Source organism: Nostoc sp. CALU 546 (assembly GCF_048836525.1).
Map to the genome: position 1 here is coordinate 112,401 of NZ_JAWJTF010000002.1, position 20,961 is coordinate 133,361.

The following is a 20,961-nucleotide window of genomic DNA, read 5'->3' on the forward strand; positions in this document are numbered from 1 at the left end:
ACGGCAACCGTGATTATTGAACAATAAATTATTATGGGTTTTGGTATTGGTGATTTATTATGGATTTTCCTACTTCTGACTTCTTTGCAACCCCTTTGGCAAAAACGTCAAATAGAATATCGGCGCTTGCGTGCTTTACAAGAATTCCAGCAGGAACGCAACAGTCGGGTGATTTTGCTGATTCACCGCCAAGAGTCCATTAGCTTCCTGGGAATTCCCATATCTCGCTACATTACTATCGAAGACTCAGAACAAATATTGCGAGCAATTCGCCTCACACCCGCAGATGTGCCGATTGACTTAATTTTGCACACTCCTGGTGGTTTGGTTTTGGCTACAGAACAAATCGCCAGAGCATTAATTCGCCACCAAGCAAAAGTCACAGTCTTTGTACCCCACTACGCCATGAGTGGCGGTACTATGCTTGCCCTCGCCTCTGATGAAATTATTATGGATGCTAACGCTGTTTTAGGGCCAGTTGATCCCCAATTGGGTAATTACCCAGCAGCAAGCATCCTGAAAGTAATTGAAGATAAACCCATCAGTGAGATTGATGACCAAACTCTAATTATGGCCGACCTCTCACGCAAAGCAATACAACAAGTACAGCGGTTTGTACGAACTCTGCTGAAAGACAGTATACCCAAACAAAAAGTTCTGCCAGAAAATATCGAACCGATTATCGAAGCCTTAACAACTGGGCGCGTTACCCACGACTATCCCATCACTATTGAAGAAGCAACAGAAATGGGGCTGCCCGTAACCGTCGGACTGCCCCATTCTATTTATGAACTCATGGATTTGTACCCACAGTCACAAGGAGGACGACCCAGCGTGCAGTACATTCCTATGCCTTACAATGACCGCCGTTCAATTCTACCTACACCCAAAGGAAGACCCTTAGAAGAACCAAATCAGATGACTTGAGTCTTTGAGGTAGGAATTTTTTCTGATGACTAAGGTGTAGATGTCGGTGTAGCTGTTGGTGTAGCTGTCGGTGTAGCTGTTGGCGTAGCTGTCGGTGTAGCTGTTGGCGTAGCTGTCGGTGTAGCTGTCGGTGTAGATGTCGGTGTAGCTGTTGGCGTAGCTGTTGGCGTAGCTGTCGGTTTAGCTGTTGGCGTAGCTGTCGGTTTAGCTGTTGGTGTAGCTGTCGGTTTAGCTGTTGGCGTAGCTGTCGGTTTAGCTGTTGGTTTAGCTGTTGGCTGACCCAAAAGTGTCTTTGCTTCTTGATCGAGCTTTTGCCGGAGCGCTAAATTAGCAATTCCGGTTTCTTCCAACTGATTTTTCTTCTGGTATTCCTTCACCGCCGCTTCTATTTGGGGACCATAAAAATGATCGCGCGGTAAGGGAGGATTTGGCTTCAACACTGCATTCAAATTTGATTGCAGAATTTTAACGATGTTAGCAGCAAAATCTTGGGTTTTTGGCCCTGCTATCCCATCAACAGGCTTTAGCTTATAACCTGTCTGAAATTCACGAATTGCCTTTTTAGTTTCCTCATCCGTCAAAGCAGTATTTGTGACCTTGACGTTATAGCCTAATCCGCGCAATACAGAACGGAATTGCTGGGGCGTATAGCTACGTTGAGGGGCTGCGAAACCTGTGTCTACAACTAAACTAGCAGTTATCAGGCAAGTAACAGCAAAGGTTGCGCTTGATTTTCCAAACCCACACCACATATTTAAAACTCCTTTGGATTAAATCAGCAGGATTATAAATGTTAACAGCTGCATTTTAAGTTTGTTTAATAACTTTTTTTGCGATTATTTAATGATTTTTGAACAATTTTTGATTTATTTTTGTCAATTTTAACTAGAACTACAGAAAATAGTTTGTGTCATCCATCCAAAGAAGTATCTTTGATTAGCAGAGATACAGCAGTTATCATTTGAATTGAATACACCCTTTGAACAGTAAATTACAGTAGGGACGCAAAGATATTCCCCCCTAATGGGGTTTAATCAACTGCAAATTACTGTAATTGATTGGAAAGAACCGAAAATTCATAAATGAAAGAGCTTAGAGTATTCCAACAAACAAGAAGCGTATAATATATGACAAAAAATGAAAAATATAAAATCTTCTAAGCAGCGAAATATTTGGTTTGAAAGATTTATGGCAATTGCTGCCACCGTAAATTTAGGTTTAGTTTTGTTTGATTTAAGTTACGTACCTTGGCGGGATTTCTACTTGCGAAAAATTCCCCAAATTATTCAGATTTATGATCCAATAAAGGGTATTGAACCCTATCGAGACACGAAAAATTATTTAGAAACAGTCAAGGCATTAGAAGAACAAGTCAGCCAAACAGGTTTAGAGTCATCTGAGGTAAAGAGCAAGCTAGAAGAAATAAGGCGTCTGAGCAACGAGATGATTGACACTAACCCGTTTGCGGGAGTGAATAAGAGTGGTACTCTGGAAAAAATCAAAAATCGGATGCGCGATCGCATCGGTAACGAATCTGCAAAACAATCCTTCGCCACTTTTTGGAGTCAGCCGTACTTATCACAAAATGGCTGGATTCAAGAAATTAATTTTTTTAACGATAGAATCAGCCCTTTGATTGCTACTAACTATTACCGCCAAATCGGTGAAAATGGCGATTTGGTTGATAACTTCTGGATTCTTGACTTACCCTTTGTGATTTTATTTGGCGTAGAATTGCTGGGGCGTACCTTCTTAATCAGACGCCAACATCCTGGTTTGAACTGGTTTGAAGCACTATTGTGGCGTTGGTACGACCTATTTTTAGTACTGCCATTTTGGCGATGGTTGAGAGTCTTACCTGTATTAGTCCGCCTCGATCAAGCGCAATTATTGGATCTCCATCCAGTGCGAAAGCAAATTCATCAGGGAATTGTCGCTAACTTTGCCGAAGAACTCACAGAAGTTGTAGTGGTAAGGGTAATTAATCAGGTTCAGGGTTCAATTCAGCGGGGTGAGTTAACAAGTTGGCTCTCGCAACAAGAAAATTTACGTCCCTACATAGATATTAATAATGTGAATGAAGTAGAAGCGATCGCAGGTCTTTTGGTAAAAACAATTGTTTACCAAGTGCTACCCGAAATTCAACCTGCGATCGTTGCCATTTTGCGCCACAACATTGAAACCGTCTTCCATCAAGTCCCCGTCTACCGAAACCTCCAGAACCTCCCTGGCGTGGGACAAGCTCAAACCCAATTAAGCGAACAAATGGCGACTCAAATCACAACTAATCTTTACAAAACTTTAGTTAGTGCTGTTGAAGATCCAGTTGGCGCAAAACTCACCAGTCAACTCGTACAAAGCTTCAGTGATGCCTTGGGATCTGAAATGAAGGAAAAACACGTACTTTCAGAAATTCAGAGTTTACTTTTTGACTTCTTAGAGGAAATAAAAATCAACTACGTCCAGCGTTTGTCTCAAGAAGACATAGACCAAATTATCGAGCAAACCAGGCAGCTAAGAACACAAGTATCAGTTCCAGCAGTAGTTGAGAAAGGCACTACTTTCCCCAAAATACGGGAAGGGTAGAGGGTTAGAAGAGGGAGCAGGGGGCAGGAGCAGGGAGCAAGGGAGAAGAGTTTTCCCCTCTGCCCCTCTGCCCCCCGCTCCTCTGCCTCTTTTCAATGCCCAATGCCCGATGCCCAATGCCCGACTATCCCATAAATGCGCTAAACTCGATTTAGGCGAATCATGATTGGTTCGTCACAAGACTTCTTGGAAGATATACCTATCGCAGGAAGTGGGTCGAAGCCCACTTTTTTTATTGAATTCTCTCATGGCTCATCCTTTAGTTCCACAAATTATTGATTTGGCGACACCAGTGGCAGAAGAACTGGGATTGGAAGTGGTTGGCGTGGTTTTTCACACCAACCAAAGTCCACCAGTGTTGCGGATAGACATTCGCAATCCTCAGCAAGACACCGGTTTGAATGATTGTGAGAGGATGAGCCGTGCTTTAGAAGCCTCCTTAGATGCTGCGGAAATCGTTCCAGATAAATACGTCTTGGAAGTGTCTAGTCCTGGTATTTCGCGGCAATTGGTAACAGACAGGGAGTTTATTTCTTTTAAAGGATTTCCTGTTATCATCTCCACTTCGCCACCCTACGACGGACAACAAGAGTGGATTGGTCAGTTGATTCGCCGGGATGAGACAACACTTTACTTAAACCAAAAAGGTCGTGTAGTCGAAATTCCCCGCTCCCTAATTACTAAGGTGCAGCTAGACGAGCGCCGATAAACAAGTGATTAGAGGCTAGGGACTAGGGACGAGGGACTAGGGATTGCAGGAGCAGAGGAGCAGAGGAGCAGAGGAGCAGAGGGTAAGTTGCTGCAAGTCTTTTGCCTTTGCACCCAATGCCCCATGCCCGATGCCCAATGCCCAATGCCCAGGCCCTAGTTCCTAATTTTTAAAGGAGATTGCTTATGTCAATGGTTACTTTACCTGGATTAAAAGAATTAATTGAAAGTATAAGTCGCGAGCGGAATTTACCCCGGCTTGCAGTTCAATCAGCTATTAGAGAAGCACTACTCAAAGGTTATGAACGTTATCGTCGTGCCCAAAATTTAGAGCGCAAACAGTTTGAAGAAGATTATTTTGAGAATTTTGAAGTAGAACTTGATATTGAAGGAGAAGGGTTTCGCGTTCTTTCCACTAAAACCATTGTTGAAGAGGTCGATAACACAGACCATCAGATTTCCTTAGACGAAGTTCAACAAGTAGCTCCTGAAGCGCAGTTAGGAGACTCTGTAGTACTGGATGTTACCCCCGATCAAGGAGAATTTGGTCGGATGGCGGCAATGCAAACTAAGCAGGTATTGGCGCAAAAATTACGGGATCAACAGCGCCAGATGGTGCAAGAAGAGTTCCAAGATTTAGAAGGAACTGTCCTGCAAGCAAGAGTCCTGCGGTTTGAGCGGCAATCTGTAGTTTTGGCAGTCAGCAGTAATTTTGGTCAGCCAGAAGTAGAAGCCGAATTACCGAAGCGGGAACAGTTGCCCAACGATAATTATCGGGCAAATGCCACCTTCAAGGTATATCTCAAAAAAGTTTCCCAAGGTCAGCAACGAGGGCCGCAATTGCTTGTGTCTCGTGCGGATGCTGGTTTGGTAGTTTATCTGTTCGCCAACGAAGTCCCAGAAATCGAAGATGAAGTGGTACGGATTGTTGCCGTAGCTAGGGAGGCAAATCCCCCCTCTCGTTATGTCGGCCCCCGGACTAAGATAGCAGTAGATACTCTTGATCGCGACGTAGACCCAGTTGGTGCTTGTATTGGAGCCAGGGGATCACGAATTCAAGTGGTAGTCAACGAATTACGCGGTGAAAAAATAGATGTAATTCGCTGGTCACCAGACCCAGCAACATATATTGCTAATGCCTTAAGTCCAGCACGGGTAGATGAAGTACGGCTAATGGATCCTGAATCCCGGCAAACTCACGTACTAGTCGCTGAAGATCAATTGAGTTTGGCCATAGGGAAAGAAGGGCAAAACGTCCGTTTGGCAGCCCGCCTGACTGGTTGGAAAATAGACATCAAAGACAAAGCTAAGTATGACTTCGCAGGAGAAGATGCCAAATTTGCAGCCGTCAGAACAAAATATCAATCAGAGGAATCTGAGGAAGATGATCTCGACTATGAAGAAGAATTAGAGGATGAAAATCAGGACGAATTAGAAGAGGAGGATAGTTTTGACAATAACGATGATGAATAATTGATTAATTTTGTAAAGTTTTGATAGTGTAGATTGTAGTCTCAGTCTCAAGGATTATTTTCTCAAAAGCTACTTGGTATAAGTAAAAAATAGTAATAATAAACTTCTTTTTACTTCCATGATCCTGGACTGAGATCATCAAAAACCGATGAAACCAAATTATCGGCGCTGTATTAGTTGCCGTAAAGTAGGCTCAAAAGATGAGTTTTGGCGGATTGTCCGCGTCTTTCCATCGGGAAAGGTACAATTAGATCAGGGCATGGGGCGTTCCGCCTATATTTGTCCGGAAATGAGTTGCCTACAAGCGGCTCAAAAAAAAAATCGACTAGGGCGATCGCTACACGCATCAGTGCCAGAAACACTGTACCAAAGCTTGTCGCAACGTCTAGCCCGCAGTAATACCCAAAACGAAAACCAAATTTAATTGGAACAACTTTGTGACCTAATCTCCAGAGGAATTGAAAAGAAAGCTCAAGTCGCGCTTTCATCACACCCTCTGTTGATCGTCAAGGTTAGTGCCAAAATAGTAAATGGGTGTAAAAAGCATTCGCCTCTCCAATAACAAAAGGGGCGAAGCAACATTCCCAGAACAAGATGTAATCGATTGTGTTGTGGAAGACTCAGAATCAACAAAACAAGAAACTACAAAATGGCAACCTGGTAGCGCTCAGGCGCAGTTCGGCGTCCAGGGTTCCTATAAAAATCTTTTATTTAAAAAATTTTTATGGGTATCCCTTAACCATCATTGCTGGTGGGGATGCCATTATTAAACCGAAACATCTCTCTTTCCTGATTGGAGGCACCGGCAAAAACTGAACGGCAACCTAAAAACAGTAATCCAAGGATGGAGATGTCGCAAACCAGGCAACCATCCGCTAAAACTGTAAATTAAAGGGGAAGAGTGGATGAACAACGGCAAAGTTAGAATTTATGAATTATCAAAGGAATTGAATTTGGATAACAAAGAGCTATTAGCAATTTGCGAGCAGCTCAGCATCTCGGTCAAAAGTCATAGCAGCACGATTTCAGAATCCGAGGCAGAAAACATCCGGGCGGCAGCAGAAAAGCTTGCAACTACGAATGTATCAGCCAAAAAGGAACTAGGTACAACCAGCCATAAGCCAAATTCACCACCGAACGGCGGACGTAACCGACCTGCTGCACCCCACAAACCGCAAATTTTGGAAATACTCAAACCCAAAATATTGAGAAATACTACTTCCAACGCCCCAGAGGCGTCACTTGCTACCAATACCCAAGCTGCCTTGTCTGAAGCTAATCCTCCCTCTCCTCCACGGCCTTTCGCTACACCAGTCTCACCCCAGAAACCGGCAGCACCAACTCGACCTGTGCCCCGGACTCAATCAGAGACTCAAGAGCAACCTCCGATCGCTGACCTGGAACAAACGCCTAATTCAAATCAGGCTTCGGAAAAAATAGCATCCCCAAAACCGGAAAAAATAGTTCCACCCAGACCGAAGTCAGAAAAACCGATCAAACCGCAACTAGTTGCTCCTCCAGCCAGACCTGCGGCAGAAGAAGCCCAGGTAGCAGATGAGCCAGCCTCTCAGGCAGATAAACCAATCCTTAAACGCGACCAACGGCTGCGACCTGCCGAAGGCGATCGCGAGCAAATTAAGCCGAGAGTTGCTAAACTGCCAACTGACCAGTCTCCACCAGGCGCACCACAAAGAACAAGTCGTCCTACCCCTTCACCCACCAGACCAGAGCAGAGGGGCAATAGACCATCTGCACCATCACAACTGGGAGAAGGGCAACGACCCAGGCCAGCGCGTCCAGGTGAAGGTGTAGCAGCCGCAATGCCGATCGCTACTCCACCTAGACAGATGTCAGGAATAGCGGGCAAATCTCAAGGTTCTGGTGATGAACCAGTCACACCGGATCTCCTCGATTTGAAACGCCCAAGTCCGCCTCGCCCGACCAAAGGTGGCAAAAAGTGGGTAGAAGAGGAAATAATTGACGAAGTTAAAGAGAAGGCTAAAGCCGGCGTCAAAGGCAAGCGGATCAAACCCATACTTGATGATGAGTTTGAAGAAGATTTGTTGGATGATGACGATATAGATTCACCAGCCACAGTCCAAGTTAGCCTTTCCATCGCTCGTCCTCCCAAACCTAAAGCGACTCGACCTGTACAGATGCCAGGTGCAACACTTGCTAGCGCCCCAACTGCAAGAGCGAGAAAGCCTGGTTCTAAATCTGGTTCCAAGTCTGGTTCTGGCCGCGACCATCACCAAAACCGTCGCCAAGAAGCTGAAACCAAGCGCGATCGTCCAGAAAAAGTGGTGATCACAGGCCCGTTGACTGTGCAAGAACTGTCTGACGTTTTAGCCGTCCCTGATACAGAGATTGTGAAAATCCTGTTCCTCAAAGGCATGGCGGTGAGTATCACCCAAAATCTGGATATTCCCACAATTACCCTAGTAGGAAAAGAACTAGAAATAGAAGTCGAAACTGCCGAGCGAGAAGCAGAAGCTCGGAAAGTTACGGAAATGGTCGGCGCAGAAGACCAAGAATATCTCCACCGTCGTCCGCCAGTCGTGACAATTATGGGTCACGTAGACCACGGTAAAACAACTCTGCTCGACTCAATCCGCAAAACCAAAGTGGCTGCTGGCGAAGCTGGTGGGATCACTCAACACATTGGTGCATACCATGTGGATGTGGAACATGAGGGTAAACCGCAGCAGATAGTCTTCCTAGATACTCCTGGTCACGAAGCATTTACAGCTATGCGGGCCCGAGGAGCACGGGTAACAGACATCGCCGTATTGGTAGTGGCTGCTGATGATGGCGTGCGTCCGCAAACCATTGAAGCTATTAGCCACGCCCAAGCAGCGGGAGTGCCAATTGTCGTTGCAATCAACAAAATTGACAAAGAAGGGGCACAGCCAGAACGCGTTAAACAAGAACTGACACAGTATGGTCTGACCTCAGAAGACTGGGGTGGTGAGACGATCATGGTTCCTGTGAGCGCCATCAGGGGTGAAAACCTGGATACGCTTTTAGAGATGATTCTGCTGGTAGCAGAGGTTGGAGAACTATCTGCCAACCCAGATCGTACCGCCAAAGGAACTGTAATTGAAGCACATCTGGACAAAGCCAAGGGAGCAGTTGCTACCCTGCTAATTCAGAATGGCACCCTGCATGTGGGAGATATCTTGGTAGCTGGCTCGGCTTTCGGTAAAGTCAGGGCAATGGTGGATGACAGAGGCAAGAGAGTAGACATTGCTTCTCCTTCCTTTGCTGTCGAGGTACTAGGTTTAAGTGATGTACCAGCAGCAGGCGACGAGTTCGAGGTCTTCCATAACGAGAAAGAAGCCAGAGCACTCGCTAGCGATCGCGCCGATAGACAACGCCTATCCCGCCTGTTACAAGGTCGTGTTACCCTTACAACCCTGTCCGCTCAAGCACAAGAAGGCGAGTTGAAAGAACTCAACTTAATCTTGAAGGGAGACGTACAAGGTTCAGTGGAAGCCATTGTGGGAGCGCTCAAGCAAATCCCGCAAAACGAAGTCCAAATTCGGATGCTGTTGGCTACTGCTGGGGAAATCACCGAGACAGATATCGACTTAGCAGCTGCCAGTAACGCTGTAATTATCGGCTTCAACACCACCTTCGCCAGTGGCGCTAGACAAGCCGCCGATGAAGCAGGTGTCGATGTCCGCGAATATAACGTCATCTACAAACTCCTAGAAGATATCCAAGATGCTTTGGAAGGTCTTTTGGAACCAGAGTTGGTGGAAGAACCCTTGGGTCAAACCGAAGTCCGTGCCGTCTTCCCAGTCGGTCGTGGTGCGGTTGCCGGTTGCTACGTTCAATCTGGCAAGTTAATTCGCAACTGCAAAGTCAGGGTGCGACGTGGCGGTAAGGTGATCTTTGAGGGCGTCCTTGACTCCTTAAAACGGATGAAAGAAGATGCTCGTGAGGTCAACGCCGGTTATGAATGCGGTGTCGGCATGGATAAATTCAATGATTGGGTTGAAGGTGACATCATCGAATCCTATCAGATGGTTACGAAGCGCCGCACTCTCACCTTAACGAGATAGTGTTGAGGGTAAAATGGTTAGAAGTTAGGAGTGATAAATTAGGAGTTAGGAGTTAAAGGCTGCTAATTTCTAACTCCTAACTCTTAACTCACAACTTTTTATAATATGCATTCATTTCGCTCTGAACCTATTTTGTGGATTCACGTCGCTGGATTGGCGACGTTGCCTGTTTTTTTAGTACTCTGCTTATTCTTCCTGTCTGTAGGCGAGCCGTTTTTACCCGTCTGGATGGAAATATTTTTGGTTGCCGCCATTGGTGTTCTCCCCCTGTTATGGATGCAGTTGCGTCGCCCCTTTTATATATTTGCTCTTTTAGGAATAGCCCTAAAGCCAGAAAATCTGACTGAACGGCAGCGGAAAATTCTCTGTTTAATTAATACAAAGTTAAATCGTATTCTGGCATTAGTTGCAGCAGTATTGTCGGTTTTGGTGCTGTGGCATCTTTACCAAATTGCCCCACTAGTAGCAAATTCAGCGAAATTTCTCCCACAATGGCGCAGCCTCGCACTAGTGCTTGCGGGATTAGCGTTTTTAGGCAGCAATCTATTTTTACAAATACCTGTGAGTGTAATGCGAGTTTTGGTGACTAATGAGACAGAATTCGCTGGCATAGAGCCATTATCTTTAGAAAAGATTAAGCAAGACTTTACCATTTTAGGGGTGCGGGTTAATCAAATCGTGCCCCGATTGTTGCAATCCTTGTTTAGGATTAATACAGATTCATAGCAGCCCCGAAAGTAATTATTTCACTTTAAAGGGCTACAAGTGAGGAGCAGGGGGAGATGAGGGAGAAAAATTAATAACCAATGCCCAATGCCCCATGCCCTATTCCCAATACCCAGTTACCGTTGAAGTTAAAATAAAGGAATGAGGAACTATGGCTCAAATTCCAGCTTCTAGCGATCGCCAATTTTCTGCTGATACTGAAATTTGGTATAGCCTCAAATGTGCGATCTCCACTAGTTCAGGTTTTCAACGCTGGCAACTAGAACGTGATGCTCAATTACAAGGAATTCGCTTAGAACAGCAGGTACAACGGTATTTAAGGGAAACTTTAGAAACTTTAGCTTACTAAAAATTAAGTAAATCTTGTATATTTGTTTGCAAGCGACGGAGTTGACGGTATGCACTCTCCAAACGTTTGCCATCAACTTCCACTTCATTGGTGGGATAGTTTTCAATAATTTCGATTAGCGATACCTGCCCGTCTTGACTCGCAGAAAGAACCAAAGCGGCTCGCAAAGCCTGTCGATCTGCTCTCCGAGAAGGTGTATAAATAACCTGACTAATTTGATCCAAAATAATATTACCAATCCGGCTATTTAGCACTCGATCTAGAAATACAAGATTTACCTTTACCGGCTCCGTTAAATACTGACGAATGGCTTTGGGATCTTGTCGCGCCAAAGCAAAATTAACTCGAAGTGAACGTGAAAGTTCACCTGTTTCGGCAAAAGTGGATAGCTCCTCTACAGAAAGTGATTCACGGAAGATACCATAGTTTAACACCACTCGTTCCGCACCAAAAACAGGAGTGGACACAAGTAGAAGACACGTACTACCTACTAAAACTAAAATGCGACGCAGCCCCAAAAAATTAAAATGCATGTTTCCCTATTTCCAATAGGTTTGCTTTTATTGTGATGATATTCCAGCAACATTATTTGCAGCATCTAGCTTTAGGAAATACAAGAAATAAATCAGCCAAGGCAGGATAAGCGCTTAGACAAGACAGCGAGAGACTTGTTTATAGACTCACCTCATCCCAAAAGCCTCTCTTGTAGAGTTTGGCGAAAATCCATTTATCATCTCAATTAACAAGGCTTGGGGCCTAACCTTAACAATTTGCTCAAGTAAATTGTTAAGGGTAGGCAAACTTCGGCTACAGTGTACTAGTAGAATTTTCTGAATAAAAGAATATAACTAATGTATAAGTTCTGTGATCTATCTAAGGAATTTAGCTGAATCAGCGCTAATCATCCAGTATAGTTTTGCATAGATTTTACAGCAGCTACAAGGCTGCTACCTTCAATCTTGTTCGACACACCATAATTCAGCACATCACAGACGGAAAAAATGAAATACCGGGGTTTTCACATTTCTCTAGCGAAAAATTTTCGCCTTCTTTCTAGCAGTCATCTCAAATATACTTTGCGCGTGGGAGCGGGACTAACGGCAATGCTTGTTGTTTCCGGCGGCTCAATACTACTACCTGGTGAGGTTAATGCTGGTGCTACTCGCCCAGAAGGTATTGCCCCAACCCTGACAGCGCAAGTTCCGACAACAGCCGCAGTGATTTACGTTAATCCCGCAACTGGTGCAGATAGTGCTGGTGCTGGTGCAACATCAGCAGCACCCTACAGAAGCATCAGTTTCGCTCTGAGTCAAGCTCAACCAGGTGCAGTTATTCAACTAGCACCTGGGAACTATAACCAAGAAAGTGGCGAAACCTTCCCCCTTTTGCTTAAACCAGGGGTAACACTGCGGGGTGATGAAGCTACTAAAGGTCAGGCGATATTAATTACAGGTGGAGGTTTCTACACTAGTCGCACCTTTGCCCAACAAAACATTACAATCCTTGCCGGACAAGATACCACGATTACTGGTGTCACCGTCACCAACACAAATAGCCGGGGTACGGGTGTGTGGGTGGAGTCAACTAATCCGATTATCAAAAACAGTACTTTTACTAACAGTGCCAGAGAGGGTGTTTTTGTCACAGGTACAGGCAATCCCAAAGTCGAAGGCAACTTCTTTGTGCAAAACCAAGGCAATGGGATTTCAATTGCTAGAGCTGCCCAAGGAGAAATTCGGAGTAACTTATTTCAGGATACTGGTTTTGGTTTAGCGATCGGCGGGACTTCCACACCTCTAATTGTAGAAAACCAAATTACCGAAAACCAAGACGGTCTTTTTATCTCAGAGTCAGCCAAGCCTGTATTGCGTAAGAATGTCATTCAGAACAATAAGCGAGATGGCTTAGTAGCAACTGTCAGCGCTCTACCCGACCTTGGCACTAACGAAAATCCTGGTGGCAATCTTATTCGCAATAACACTCGTTATGATGTGAACAACGCCACCAAAACCAGTACAATTCTTGCTGTTGGCAACGATATCGATCAGAAAAAGATTTTCGGCTCAGTAGATTTTGTTGCGGCAAGTGTTGATATACCACCTGGAGGGCCTGTCGCCTTTAAGGATGTGCCAGCAAATTACTGGGCAAAAACCTACATCGAAGCTTTAGCATCCCAAAATATTATTGCTGGTTTTCCTGATGGCACCTTTAAACCTAATGATCCTGTAACCCGCGCTCAATTTGCCACTATTGTCACTAAAGCCTTAACACCACCATCCAAACGCGCAGGTATTCAATTTAAGGATGTAGCAAGCAATTTCTGGGCTTACGCTGCCATTCAATCTGCTTACCAAAGTCAATTTGTTTCTGGTTATCCCGATGGCACTTTTAAGCCACAGCAGCAAATTCCGAGAGTGCAAGCATTAGTCGCTCTAGCTAATGGCTTGGGCTTAACTGCCAATAATCAGAATGTCCTTTCCTTTTACACCGATGCTGCCCAGATTCCTAGTTATGCGATTGCTCCTGTTGCTGCGGCAACTGCACGGCAACTAGTAATTAACTATCCCACAGCCAAGCAACTCAATCCTAATCGTCAGGCGACTAGAGCCGAAGTTGCTGCCTTTGTTTACCAGGCACTCGTCAATGCCGGACGTGCTCAACCAATTCCTTCATCCTATTTGGTAACAGTTCAGTAAATACCTAATTAGCAAATTGGAAGCGCCAAACTAACAAATTATCAGTTTGGCGCTTCCAATTAATGTGAGTTTTTTTATTCTAGGGTTTTTAAACATAAAAATTGGGGTCTTTAAATATAGCTAACCCCATTTGAATGTTATTGAGTTTATGGTCAGGGTCTTTATATTGGCTGACCCCGTTTCAACGATTTCTAGTTTCTCAGAAATTTTTGCTTTTTGGAATTTCCTAATAATTTTTTTATTTTTTTCTCTGTTGATATTTTAATCTTCATAACATCATTAATAAATTTGAAGAATATAAAGATATGCAAAAAGAAAGCAGTAAAAAATTAACAGCTAAATTTCTCGCTTCAGGAATTAGGATTTTTACCCGACTGGGGGCTTGCTTGCCGCCGCTGTTCCCAGCGCCAGAGGAAAACCATGAGAGCAACGATCGCTACTTGGAGAGCTAAACTTGGCAAAGCACTCTCAACATCGCGTCCGGCAAGGACTTGGAAAAAAAAGATAAATGCGCCAATGGAGCCAGAAGCACCGAAAGCAATATAGATAAATTGTCGTAAGCCACGATAAGGAGCGGCTATTTCTGCTTTAAGGCTGGCATATTGTTCAGGGTTAAGACGATTTTTGGGATTTTGGTTTATCATGACTAAATCATGTTATACTCTTAGATTGTGTACGCCGATGTGGCTCAGTGGTAGAGCAGCTGATTCGTAATCAGCAGGCCGTGGGTTCAAATCCCATCATCGGCTTTGATAAAAGTATTGCTCAATAGTCAAGTTTGACATAAATCAAGCATTTTGCGGTTCTTTGGTTAATTTGATGGAATCTCGAATTATCACTCAAACTCAGTTTCGCAGAAGGCTTTTAATAAATCAATACAATTAGCGATCGCTCCTAAATGAGCAATTTCATAACCGTGGGTATTTTGGGTAGGAAACGCCAAACAAGCAGCACGCCCAACATGGCCAAATTTCATCGCAATTGAAGCATCGCTGCCAAACTGGCTCAGTATCGTTAGCTGCACTGGTATATCAAGTTGTTTGGCAGATTGGCGCAGTTGTCCATTTAGCCCCTCATCATATATCCCATAAGCATCTTGAGATAAAAGTACAGGACTTTCCCCATCCTTAAAAGGATATTCCTCGGATAATGGACAAACTTCTAAAGCAATTAACGCATCCAAGCGTTGATTTTGGGTGAAAAATAATGCTCCAATTGCTCCTACTTCTTCTTTGGCTGAAGCTACCAAATAAACATCAACAGCGGGCTGTTTAAGATTTTCAGCCAAAGCTAGCAAAATTGCAACAGAGGCTTTGTTATCCAAGGTGTAACTGGCGATATGATCCTTTAACCGAATTGGATGCTTACGATGCTTGCCGATTACCATTCTAGTTCCCGGTCGAATGCCAGCTGCTTCTAATTCCGCAGATGTCAGCTTCGTTTCAATCCAGGCATTTTCCCACTTAACAGTAGTATCTTCCTGCTGCACTTTTTGGGGCGATTCGTGGGAAACATGGCGGGAACCAAAGCTGAGAATACCGCTAATGGTTTCGTTATCTCCCAATAAATCTACAACGCCCTCGCCATAAACCCACGGGAAAGAACCGCCGAGTTTACGGACTTCCACACGACCTTCATCACCTATACTCTTGACAATTGCGCCAATTTCGTCCTTGTGTGCGGTGATCGCGATCGCTCCATCTGGATTTTTCCCTGGAATTTTCGCAATAATATTATCGGCGCGATCGCACCAGACTTCTACACCCAGCGCCGCAAATCGTTCCATCAACAACCGATTAATCTCAGTTTCTACACCACTAGGAGAATGGTGCATGACTAATTCTTCAATAATTTCAAATAAGCGATCGTAATCCCACATCAATACAGTTAGTTTAGTTTTCAACTGTTGTATGAGACAATTGTGCATCAACAACCCGCACTACTGATACAACTGCTGCTCTTTTTTGTTGACGCTTCAGCATTCCTATAGCACCAAAAGCACCAAGGGCTAAAATTCCCAAGTTGATCGCAGGTTCCGGGACAGACTTAGCATTAATCGCCGCCAGTGTAGTTTCTGCTACTAACTTATGAACGCCTGTTGTTGGATGCACAGAGTCAAAGAACAAATAATCGTTTGGTTGAGGACACACACTGATGATGGTCTGAAAATTCCCTACTACGCAAGGGTTAGCCACATCTTTAAACCCAAACTTCCCTGGATTTGCTTGTACTTCATTAAATAAGGAAAACACATCAACAGAGATCAGATTTAGGTCAGAGTTATTGCTAAATTTGCCTAGCTCCTCTGCTAATCTCGTATTATGGTCATTTGTCAAACCAGTCAAGTTGCTAGATAGACCTGTCGCAAACGCAAATGGAATCTTGCCCAAATCAGGCAAGTTAAAGACTAAAATATTTTTGGCGCCAGATGAGGCAAGTAACCCTACTGAGTCTGATAAGTTCTGGACTGTTTGAGCCGTATCAGTAGCTTGACTAAACACATAATCATTTGCACCTCCCCATACAGCATAAAGGGCATTTGGGTCAAGCTTTTGATTGGCTTGTAAAATGGGTTGCGTCAACAAGCCGACTTGCTCTAGTACTCCCGGTAACGGCGCACTAGGAACAACAGCATTACCCTGACCAGAACTAGCACCGCCCACAGCAAAGTTAATACCTTGATTGGGAATAGTAGTATTTAAAGTAATGTATGGAGAGGGTTTTAATCCTAGCTGCTCTCCGAGATAGTCTACCCACACCCGCTCATTGGAAAAACGCCCTTGAAAATATGGTGGAGCTTGGGGAATGGCTGTTGTCGGAGCAACTAAACCACCAGTAGCAGCGAAAACATTGCCAGTATCAGAAAGACTGTCGCCAAATACATAAAAGTTGGTAAAACTCCCAGCACTCGCCTTCAGCGGCAACATGAAAGACAAAAGAACAAATCCTGCCGCGACAGCTTGTTTTTTCATATTTGTTTTACCCGTGGTATTTGTTAGTTTTAGTTAATTTACGTTGTTTTACCTAACTATGCACCAAAAATTTATCAAACACGGGTAAAAACGCTGAAAATACTGAGATTTACATTCTCTTGATAAAAAATAGGTCTATTACAAAAAAATGGCCAAATTTACATCCTAGAAGTTGGAAATCGCACACTTTTATGCTATGCATGAACTAACTGCAACATAATCGGGTAAACCTTTGTAGATATCGCTCTAACTTCGCTTTAATTTCAAAGCCTCAGTAGCCGATACACCCTCACCCTGAGTACCGAAATACCACAAAGCTGTAGCAGCCTCAGCACGAGTTACTGGTTTTTTGGGTTGAAACAGAGTCGTATAACCAAACACCCGCCGAATATTTGATTGTTCACCATTTTGGTAATCAGCCAACACCGCTCTTAAAGCCTTGGGGTCAATTCGCGCTGCATCTTGGAAACCCCAGGTTTGTTTAACTGCATCTAAGTTAGCAGAGGGTAAAGCTTGGCGAGTATCTAGAGGTAATTTCCACAGTAATAACTGTTCCCGCGTTAGGGGTGCATCAGGACGAAATAAAACTACTGTAGAATCTCCAGACAACGGACTAGGAATTAACCCAGCTTCAGCTAATCCCTGAATTGCTGCAAAATCAGGGTCTTTTGCCGACACATCACTAAAAGCTGGTTGAGTAGTTTCGGATGCCAAGCGAATTTGTTTAGCTGGATTGCTGATATGCATAGCATTATTAGCAGCAATTAGCCAACGAGCATATTCCCGATGTGTAACGATTTTACTGGGTTCAAACTGGTTAGTTGTGGTAGTAGAGTTACTCTTAATTGTCTTTGGCTCTAAAGACAAAACACCTAATGCAGCCAAGTCTTGGATATATTGCCGCCATTCTTGCGGTGCTTTGTTCAGATCGTTAAATTCCTGAGATTCAGGTGTCGCTGTAGGAGTTGTTTGATTATTAGCCGTGCTTGGTGGCTGTGTTGCCAAGTTTGCGGGTGGTGTCGGGCCAATAAACTGTGGATCTACTGGTTGAGGAACGGCGTTAGTAGTTTCGTTAGGATTTGCAGTTGGGGTAGATTGTGCCGTTGCAGTACTATTAGGTGTGTATTCAATCAGTAATTCGGTTGCTGTTTGGGGTTGATTAGGTGTGGCGTTAGTAACTGATTTAGGCTGAATGGAAACCTTCAACAGCAAATCGTTACGACGTGCCTCAAAAGCACCTCCCGCATCATCTGTTGGCTGTTGTAAAATCTGCCAGTTATTTGTTTGAAACTGGGTACGATAAAAGCTAGCAATAAAGTTACTGGGGTCAGAACTCAACCAACGAGTTGAGACTCTATTTTCTGAACCGTTAGCAGGTGTAACTTCCTCTAACTTGGCATTGGAGTATAGGGGGATATCTTTGGGAAAATCAACTGGTAACTGAACTGTTGATTCGTTTGGCTGTGCTTGCGGTTGATTAGTCTGAGATTCTCCAAAGACAGCTGGATTGCTTTGCAGCTTCGGATCTGCCGCCAAAGATTGCTCAAGGTTTTTGGCGACTGGACTGTTAGCACAGGCTGTTAAGGAAGTGAGTAGAACAGCCCAAATTAGAAATACAGCTGGACGTTTGCAGGGAAGCACAGGAAATCACAAATTGAGTTTCAATTCCTACCCTAGCGCAGACTGTTCATTAAATGGGAATGGGGAATGGGGAATGGGGAATGGGGAATGGTTTTCTCTTTTTCCCCTTGTATCCCTTGTATCCCTGTTTTTTCTGCTCTCTGACTATTTGTATCACCAAAACGACACTACCGACCCACGGCATCTTCTTCGTAAATGTCTCTGTTGGTGATGATGATATCTCCAAAAATGAGTAAACGGTAGCAAAAGCTACCGTATTGTCTTCGTTTTACAGCCATTAGGTTTTATAATTCCCATGCTTATTTATAGAATTCCCTAAAATTCTGACAAACTAACATTTTTGAAAAAAAACATAAATAAATCTGGAATGCTTGCTAGATAAGAGTTTTGTCGTTTGGGTGATCTAATCTAGTACTCCACCACAAGGATTATCACAAATTTTCAGATAGTTTTGGAAATATTCCATTGTTAGAGCAAATAACTGATTGATTACTAGCTAAATCCTTCTTTAGCTAGTAAAAGCTTTAATATTCTTCCAGATACACTAGCTTAATGCGATGCCTACGGCGGGCAAAGCCTATGCCAAGCAGCTGAAGTGATAGACTAGGATTAAATTCCCTCTTAGCCTCACCCAAGGAGGGGAATAGATAAAGTTCGCTAACGCTGGCTTACAATCGATTTTGGCAATTATTCATCTGACGATGGTAAGCTGAGTAAGGCAATAGCTGGAAAATGCCAGTTTTAAGCAATTCCAGGAATTTAGCGTAAGTTCGTTATTCTTGGCGACTGAGGTTATAGGTAAAACAGTCAAGTGTCGCAGCAGTTTCCCTAGTATCTCTAAATTGATTTTTTGGGGAAAGTGCTACTTATGCTGTGGTCAAGAGTTTCTTGGCAGCCTCGAAAGCAGTGAGTGCTTCCTCTAGAAGTGCGTAGTTTACCGCCGTAGGCATCGCCTCTATGTTATCCAAAGCTTTCTCTCTGGCAACCCATACCCTGTTCATCTGGGATAGGGCAGCGGTTCTTTTAGAAAAGCTGGGCACAGGATGCGCTTCGCAAGTTATAGAGGCAGTGCATAGTTAGCTATAGCTGTTTTCACAGTCATTAGTAGGATTGAGTAGAGGCAAAGAAGACACTTCATCCAATGCACTGGCGGTTGAGAAAACCCTCTACAAACTTGGTCTGAACAGTTAACAGCTTCCTGATAAATTAGATACAATTAGCATCTGCGTTTGTTTGGGGATCGCTTGTTCAAAGCGAGTACTCAAATTGACAAGCTGCTGCACTAACCGATTTGACATAGTAATAACGTTTTCAGCTGATAACTCTGGCGAAAATTTTTAATTCAGGGCAAATTAAGACTTATATCCAAGGGGCTTGGGTGTTTCTTGGAGATGAAGTTAGCTAAAAGGGGGCAAAAGGCTGAAAAAGATATATCTAATGTCAAAAACGCAGATCGGATAGGAATATGAAAATCTAAAATAGATATTAAGAAGAAAAACAACGACCATCGACAACCGTCAGTCCATTTTACTTTCTGTAAAGCGTCACCGGGTTGTTACCAGTGCTGAAACACGATTACATGCAAGTTTCCCAGGATCAGCCTATTTATTCTGAGGCTCCCCTCCAGCTGTTACTGTTTGTCGATGGACGCCCCAAGTCCCGCCAACAAGTGCAGCGAATACGTGCTTACTTAAAAGAGTTGCAGGCTGAGTATAGTTTTGAACTTCAAACTATCGATGTTGGACAACAACCTTACTTAGCAGAACACTTTAAATTGGTAGCAACGCCAGCTTTAATCAAAATTCATCCCGAACCACGGCAGGTTTTGGCTGGGAGTAATATCATAGCGCAATTGAAAAACTGGTGGCCTCGCTGGCAAGCTGCTGTAGACACCTACTTAAAATTACAGGAAGACTTACAAGAACAGATAGACGACAATGTTAGGGTGACATCACCCAAATCTACTATCCGTTCGGTTGCTGTTTCTGCTGAACTAATCCGACTCTCAGATGAAATTTTTCGCTTGAAACAGGAAAAAGATAACCTTCAAGAGCAGCTACAGTTTAAAGACCGGGTGATTGCGATGCTGGCACACGATCTCCGCAATCCCCTAACTGCCGCCGCGATCGCTATAGAAACTCTCCAATCTAACTACAATTTAGAGACAGGCCAATTCCAGCGCCTCAAACCATCCTTGACGGCCCATCTACTAAAACAAGCCCGCAATCAAACTAAGATCATTGACAGGATGATTGCTGATCTTTTACAAGTAGGTCGTGGTAAAGATACAGAATTCCCCATCCTACCACAAAAGGTACAGCTAGGTAAACTGTGCTTAGATGTACTGGAAGAATTGTGCGATCGCTACACCGCCAAATCCCAAGAAGTAGAAACGGATATTCCCAATGACTTGCCATACGTATATGCTGACCCAGAACGCATCCGGCAAGTGTTAGTGAATCTGTTAGATAATGCCATCAAATACACCCCAGAAGGTGGCAAAATTAGCGTCGCCGGATTGCACCGCACTACCCAAAAAGTTCAGTTTAGTATTGGCGATACTGGGCCTGGTATTCCTGTCGAAAATCGCGATCGCATTTTTGAAAATCACTTTCGTCTGCAACGGGATGAAGGTACAGAAGGTTACGGCATTGGTCTTTGTCTATGCCAACGCATCGTCTTAGCACATTATGGTCAAATTTGGGTAGACTCTGCCCCCAATAATGGAGCATGGTTTCATTTCACGCTGCCAGTTTATCCTTCTTAGATAAAGCACCAATGACAAATGACAAATGACCAATGACAAATGACAAATA

General features: G+C 43.9%; 18 protein-coding genes and 1 tRNA gene. 12 read left to right on the top strand and 7 right to left on the bottom strand.

Features of this window, described 5'->3' with window-relative positions; genetic code table 11:
• The first annotated feature begins 33 nt into the window (after positions 1-33).
• A complete protein-coding gene (locus tag RRG12_RS01605) occupies positions 34-927 on the top strand; it encodes an SDH family Clp fold serine proteinase (RefSeq protein ID WP_420758102.1) in 894 nt (297 codons plus the stop codon).
• 29 nt (positions 928-956) lie between these two features.
• On the opposite strand, the gene RRG12_RS01610 is transcribed toward RRG12_RS01605, so the two are convergent.
• The gene (locus tag RRG12_RS01610) at positions 957-1,679 is read right to left on the bottom strand and encodes a peptidoglycan-binding protein (protein WP_420758103.1); all 723 of its coding nucleotides are present in this window, start codon (positions 1,677-1,679) and stop codon (positions 957-959) included.
• Positions 1,680-2,064: 385 nt separating this feature from the next.
• On the opposite strand from RRG12_RS01610, the gene RRG12_RS01615 reads away from it, so the two are divergent.
• The 8 genes from RRG12_RS01615 (at position 2,065) to RRG12_RS01650 (ending at position 10,836) form a co-directional block, all read left to right on the top strand.
• Entirely contained in the window at positions 2,065-3,513 is a 1,449-nt protein-coding gene (locus tag RRG12_RS01615; RefSeq protein ID WP_420758104.1) for a hypothetical protein, read from the top strand.
• A gap of 247 nt (positions 3,514-3,760) precedes the next feature.
• A complete protein-coding gene (gene rimP / locus RRG12_RS01620; protein ID WP_069073459.1) occupies positions 3,761-4,222 on the top strand; it encodes a ribosome maturation factor RimP in 462 nt (153 codons plus the stop codon).
• 185 nt (positions 4,223-4,407) lie between these two features.
• Positions 4,408-5,694, top strand: a complete 1,287-nt coding sequence (gene nusA, locus RRG12_RS01625) for a transcription termination factor NusA (RefSeq protein WP_176727155.1) — start codon at positions 4,408-4,410, stop codon at positions 5,692-5,694.
• A gap of 148 nt (positions 5,695-5,842) precedes the next feature.
• Complete coding sequence (locus RRG12_RS01630) at positions 5,843-6,118, top strand: YlxR family protein (protein ID WP_420758105.1); 276 nt, start codon at positions 5,843-5,845, stop codon at positions 6,116-6,118.
• Between the two features lie 106 nt (positions 6,119-6,224).
• A complete protein-coding gene (locus RRG12_RS01635) occupies positions 6,225-6,464 on the top strand; it encodes a hypothetical protein (protein WP_069073457.1) in 240 nt (79 codons plus the stop codon).
• Positions 6,465-6,599: 135 nt separating this feature from the next.
• On the top strand, positions 6,600-9,761 hold the full coding sequence (gene infB / locus RRG12_RS01640) for a translation initiation factor IF-2 (protein ID WP_420758106.1): 3,162 nt from the start codon (positions 6,600-6,602) through the stop codon (positions 9,759-9,761).
• A 105-nt stretch (positions 9,762-9,866) separates the two neighbouring features.
• Positions 9,867-10,487, top strand: coding sequence for a low-complexity tail membrane protein (locus RRG12_RS01645; protein WP_069073455.1), 621 nt, complete (start codon positions 9,867-9,869; stop codon positions 10,485-10,487).
• Positions 10,488-10,638: 151 nt separating this feature from the next.
• Positions 10,639-10,836, top strand: coding sequence for a hypothetical protein (locus RRG12_RS01650; protein WP_069073454.1), 198 nt, complete (start codon positions 10,639-10,641; stop codon positions 10,834-10,836).
• On the opposite strand, the gene RRG12_RS01655 is transcribed toward RRG12_RS01650, so the two are convergent.
• Positions 10,833-11,369, bottom strand: coding sequence for an alpha/beta hydrolase (locus tag RRG12_RS01655; RefSeq protein WP_420758107.1), 537 nt, complete (start codon positions 11,367-11,369; stop codon positions 10,833-10,835). The genes RRG12_RS01650 and RRG12_RS01655 overlap by 4 nt on opposite strands.
• A gap of 468 nt (positions 11,370-11,837) precedes the next feature.
• On the opposite strand from RRG12_RS01655, the gene RRG12_RS01660 reads away from it, so the two are divergent.
• A complete protein-coding gene (locus RRG12_RS01660; protein WP_420758108.1) occupies positions 11,838-13,532 on the top strand; it encodes a DUF1565 domain-containing protein in 1,695 nt (564 codons plus the stop codon).
• A 350-nt stretch (positions 13,533-13,882) separates the two neighbouring features.
• Here RRG12_RS01660 and RRG12_RS01665 read toward each other — a convergent pair whose 3' ends face one another.
• Entirely contained in the window at positions 13,883-14,176 is a 294-nt protein-coding gene (locus tag RRG12_RS01665) for a DUF3493 domain-containing protein (protein ID WP_069073451.1), read from the bottom strand.
• A gap of 33 nt (positions 14,177-14,209) precedes the next feature.
• On the opposite strand from RRG12_RS01665, the gene RRG12_RS01670 reads away from it, so the two are divergent.
• Positions 14,210-14,281, top strand: a tRNA-Thr gene (locus tag RRG12_RS01670).
• Positions 14,282-14,367: 86 nt separating this feature from the next.
• Here RRG12_RS01670 and RRG12_RS01675 read toward each other — a convergent pair.
• The 4 genes from RRG12_RS01675 to RRG12_RS01690 form a co-directional block, all read right to left on the bottom strand.
• On the bottom strand, positions 14,368-15,411 hold the full coding sequence (locus RRG12_RS01675; protein ID WP_420758160.1) for a M42 family metallopeptidase: 1,044 nt from the start codon (positions 15,409-15,411) through the stop codon (positions 14,368-14,370).
• 13 nt (positions 15,412-15,424) lie between these two features.
• On the bottom strand, positions 15,425-16,504 hold the full coding sequence (locus tag RRG12_RS01680) for an SGNH/GDSL hydrolase family protein (protein WP_420758109.1): 1,080 nt from the start codon (positions 16,502-16,504) through the stop codon (positions 15,425-15,427).
• Positions 16,505-16,750: 246 nt separating this feature from the next.
• Positions 16,751-18,145: an S-layer homology domain-containing protein gene (locus RRG12_RS01685; RefSeq protein WP_420758110.1), complete on the bottom strand. Its 1,395-nt coding sequence runs from the start codon at positions 18,143-18,145 to the stop codon at positions 16,751-16,753.
• Between the two features lie 866 nt (positions 18,146-19,011).
• Complete coding sequence (locus RRG12_RS01690) at positions 19,012-19,146, bottom strand: hypothetical protein (RefSeq protein WP_256091263.1); 135 nt, start codon at positions 19,144-19,146, stop codon at positions 19,012-19,014.
• Positions 19,147-19,706: 560 nt separating this feature from the next.
• Here RRG12_RS01690 and RRG12_RS01695 point away from each other — a divergent pair.
• Entirely contained in the window at positions 19,707-20,912 is a 1,206-nt protein-coding gene (locus RRG12_RS01695; RefSeq protein ID WP_176727154.1) for a histidine kinase, read from the top strand.
• Positions 20,913-20,961 lie beyond the last annotated feature (49 nt).

Coding starts and splice junctions, on each gene's coding strand:
- RRG12_RS01605 (WP_420758102.1), top strand. CDS start 34: ATGGGTTTTGGTATTGGTGATTTATTATGGATTTTCCTACTTCTGACT.
- RRG12_RS01610 (WP_420758103.1), bottom strand. CDS start 1,679: ATGTGGTGTGGGTTTGGAAAATCAAGCGCAACCTTTGCTGTTACTTGC.
- RRG12_RS01615 (WP_420758104.1), top strand. CDS start 2,065: ATGAAAAATATAAAATCTTCTAAGCAGCGAAATATTTGGTTTGAAAGA.
- rimP (WP_069073459.1), top strand. CDS start 3,761: ATGGCTCATCCTTTAGTTCCACAAATTATTGATTTGGCGACACCAGTG.
- nusA (WP_176727155.1), top strand. CDS start 4,408: ATGTCAATGGTTACTTTACCTGGATTAAAAGAATTAATTGAAAGTATA.
- RRG12_RS01630 (WP_420758105.1), top strand. CDS start 5,843: ATGAAACCAAATTATCGGCGCTGTATTAGTTGCCGTAAAGTAGGCTCA.
- RRG12_RS01635 (WP_069073457.1), top strand. CDS start 6,225: ATGGGTGTAAAAAGCATTCGCCTCTCCAATAACAAAAGGGGCGAAGCA.
- infB (WP_420758106.1), top strand. CDS start 6,600: ATGAACAACGGCAAAGTTAGAATTTATGAATTATCAAAGGAATTGAAT.
- RRG12_RS01645 (WP_069073455.1), top strand. CDS start 9,867: ATGCATTCATTTCGCTCTGAACCTATTTTGTGGATTCACGTCGCTGGA.
- RRG12_RS01650 (WP_069073454.1), top strand. CDS start 10,639: ATGGCTCAAATTCCAGCTTCTAGCGATCGCCAATTTTCTGCTGATACT.
- RRG12_RS01655 (WP_420758107.1), bottom strand. CDS start 11,369: ATGCATTTTAATTTTTTGGGGCTGCGTCGCATTTTAGTTTTAGTAGGT.
- RRG12_RS01660 (WP_420758108.1), top strand. CDS start 11,838: ATGAAATACCGGGGTTTTCACATTTCTCTAGCGAAAAATTTTCGCCTT.
- RRG12_RS01665 (WP_069073451.1), bottom strand. CDS start 14,176: ATGATAAACCAAAATCCCAAAAATCGTCTTAACCCTGAACAATATGCC.
- RRG12_RS01675 (WP_420758160.1), bottom strand. CDS start 15,411: ATGTGGGATTACGATCGCTTATTTGAAATTATTGAAGAATTAGTCATG.
- RRG12_RS01680 (WP_420758109.1), bottom strand. CDS start 16,504: ATGAAAAAACAAGCTGTCGCGGCAGGATTTGTTCTTTTGTCTTTCATG.
- RRG12_RS01690 (WP_256091263.1), bottom strand. CDS start 19,146: ATGAACAGGGTATGGGTTGCCAGAGAGAAAGCTTTGGATAACATAGAG.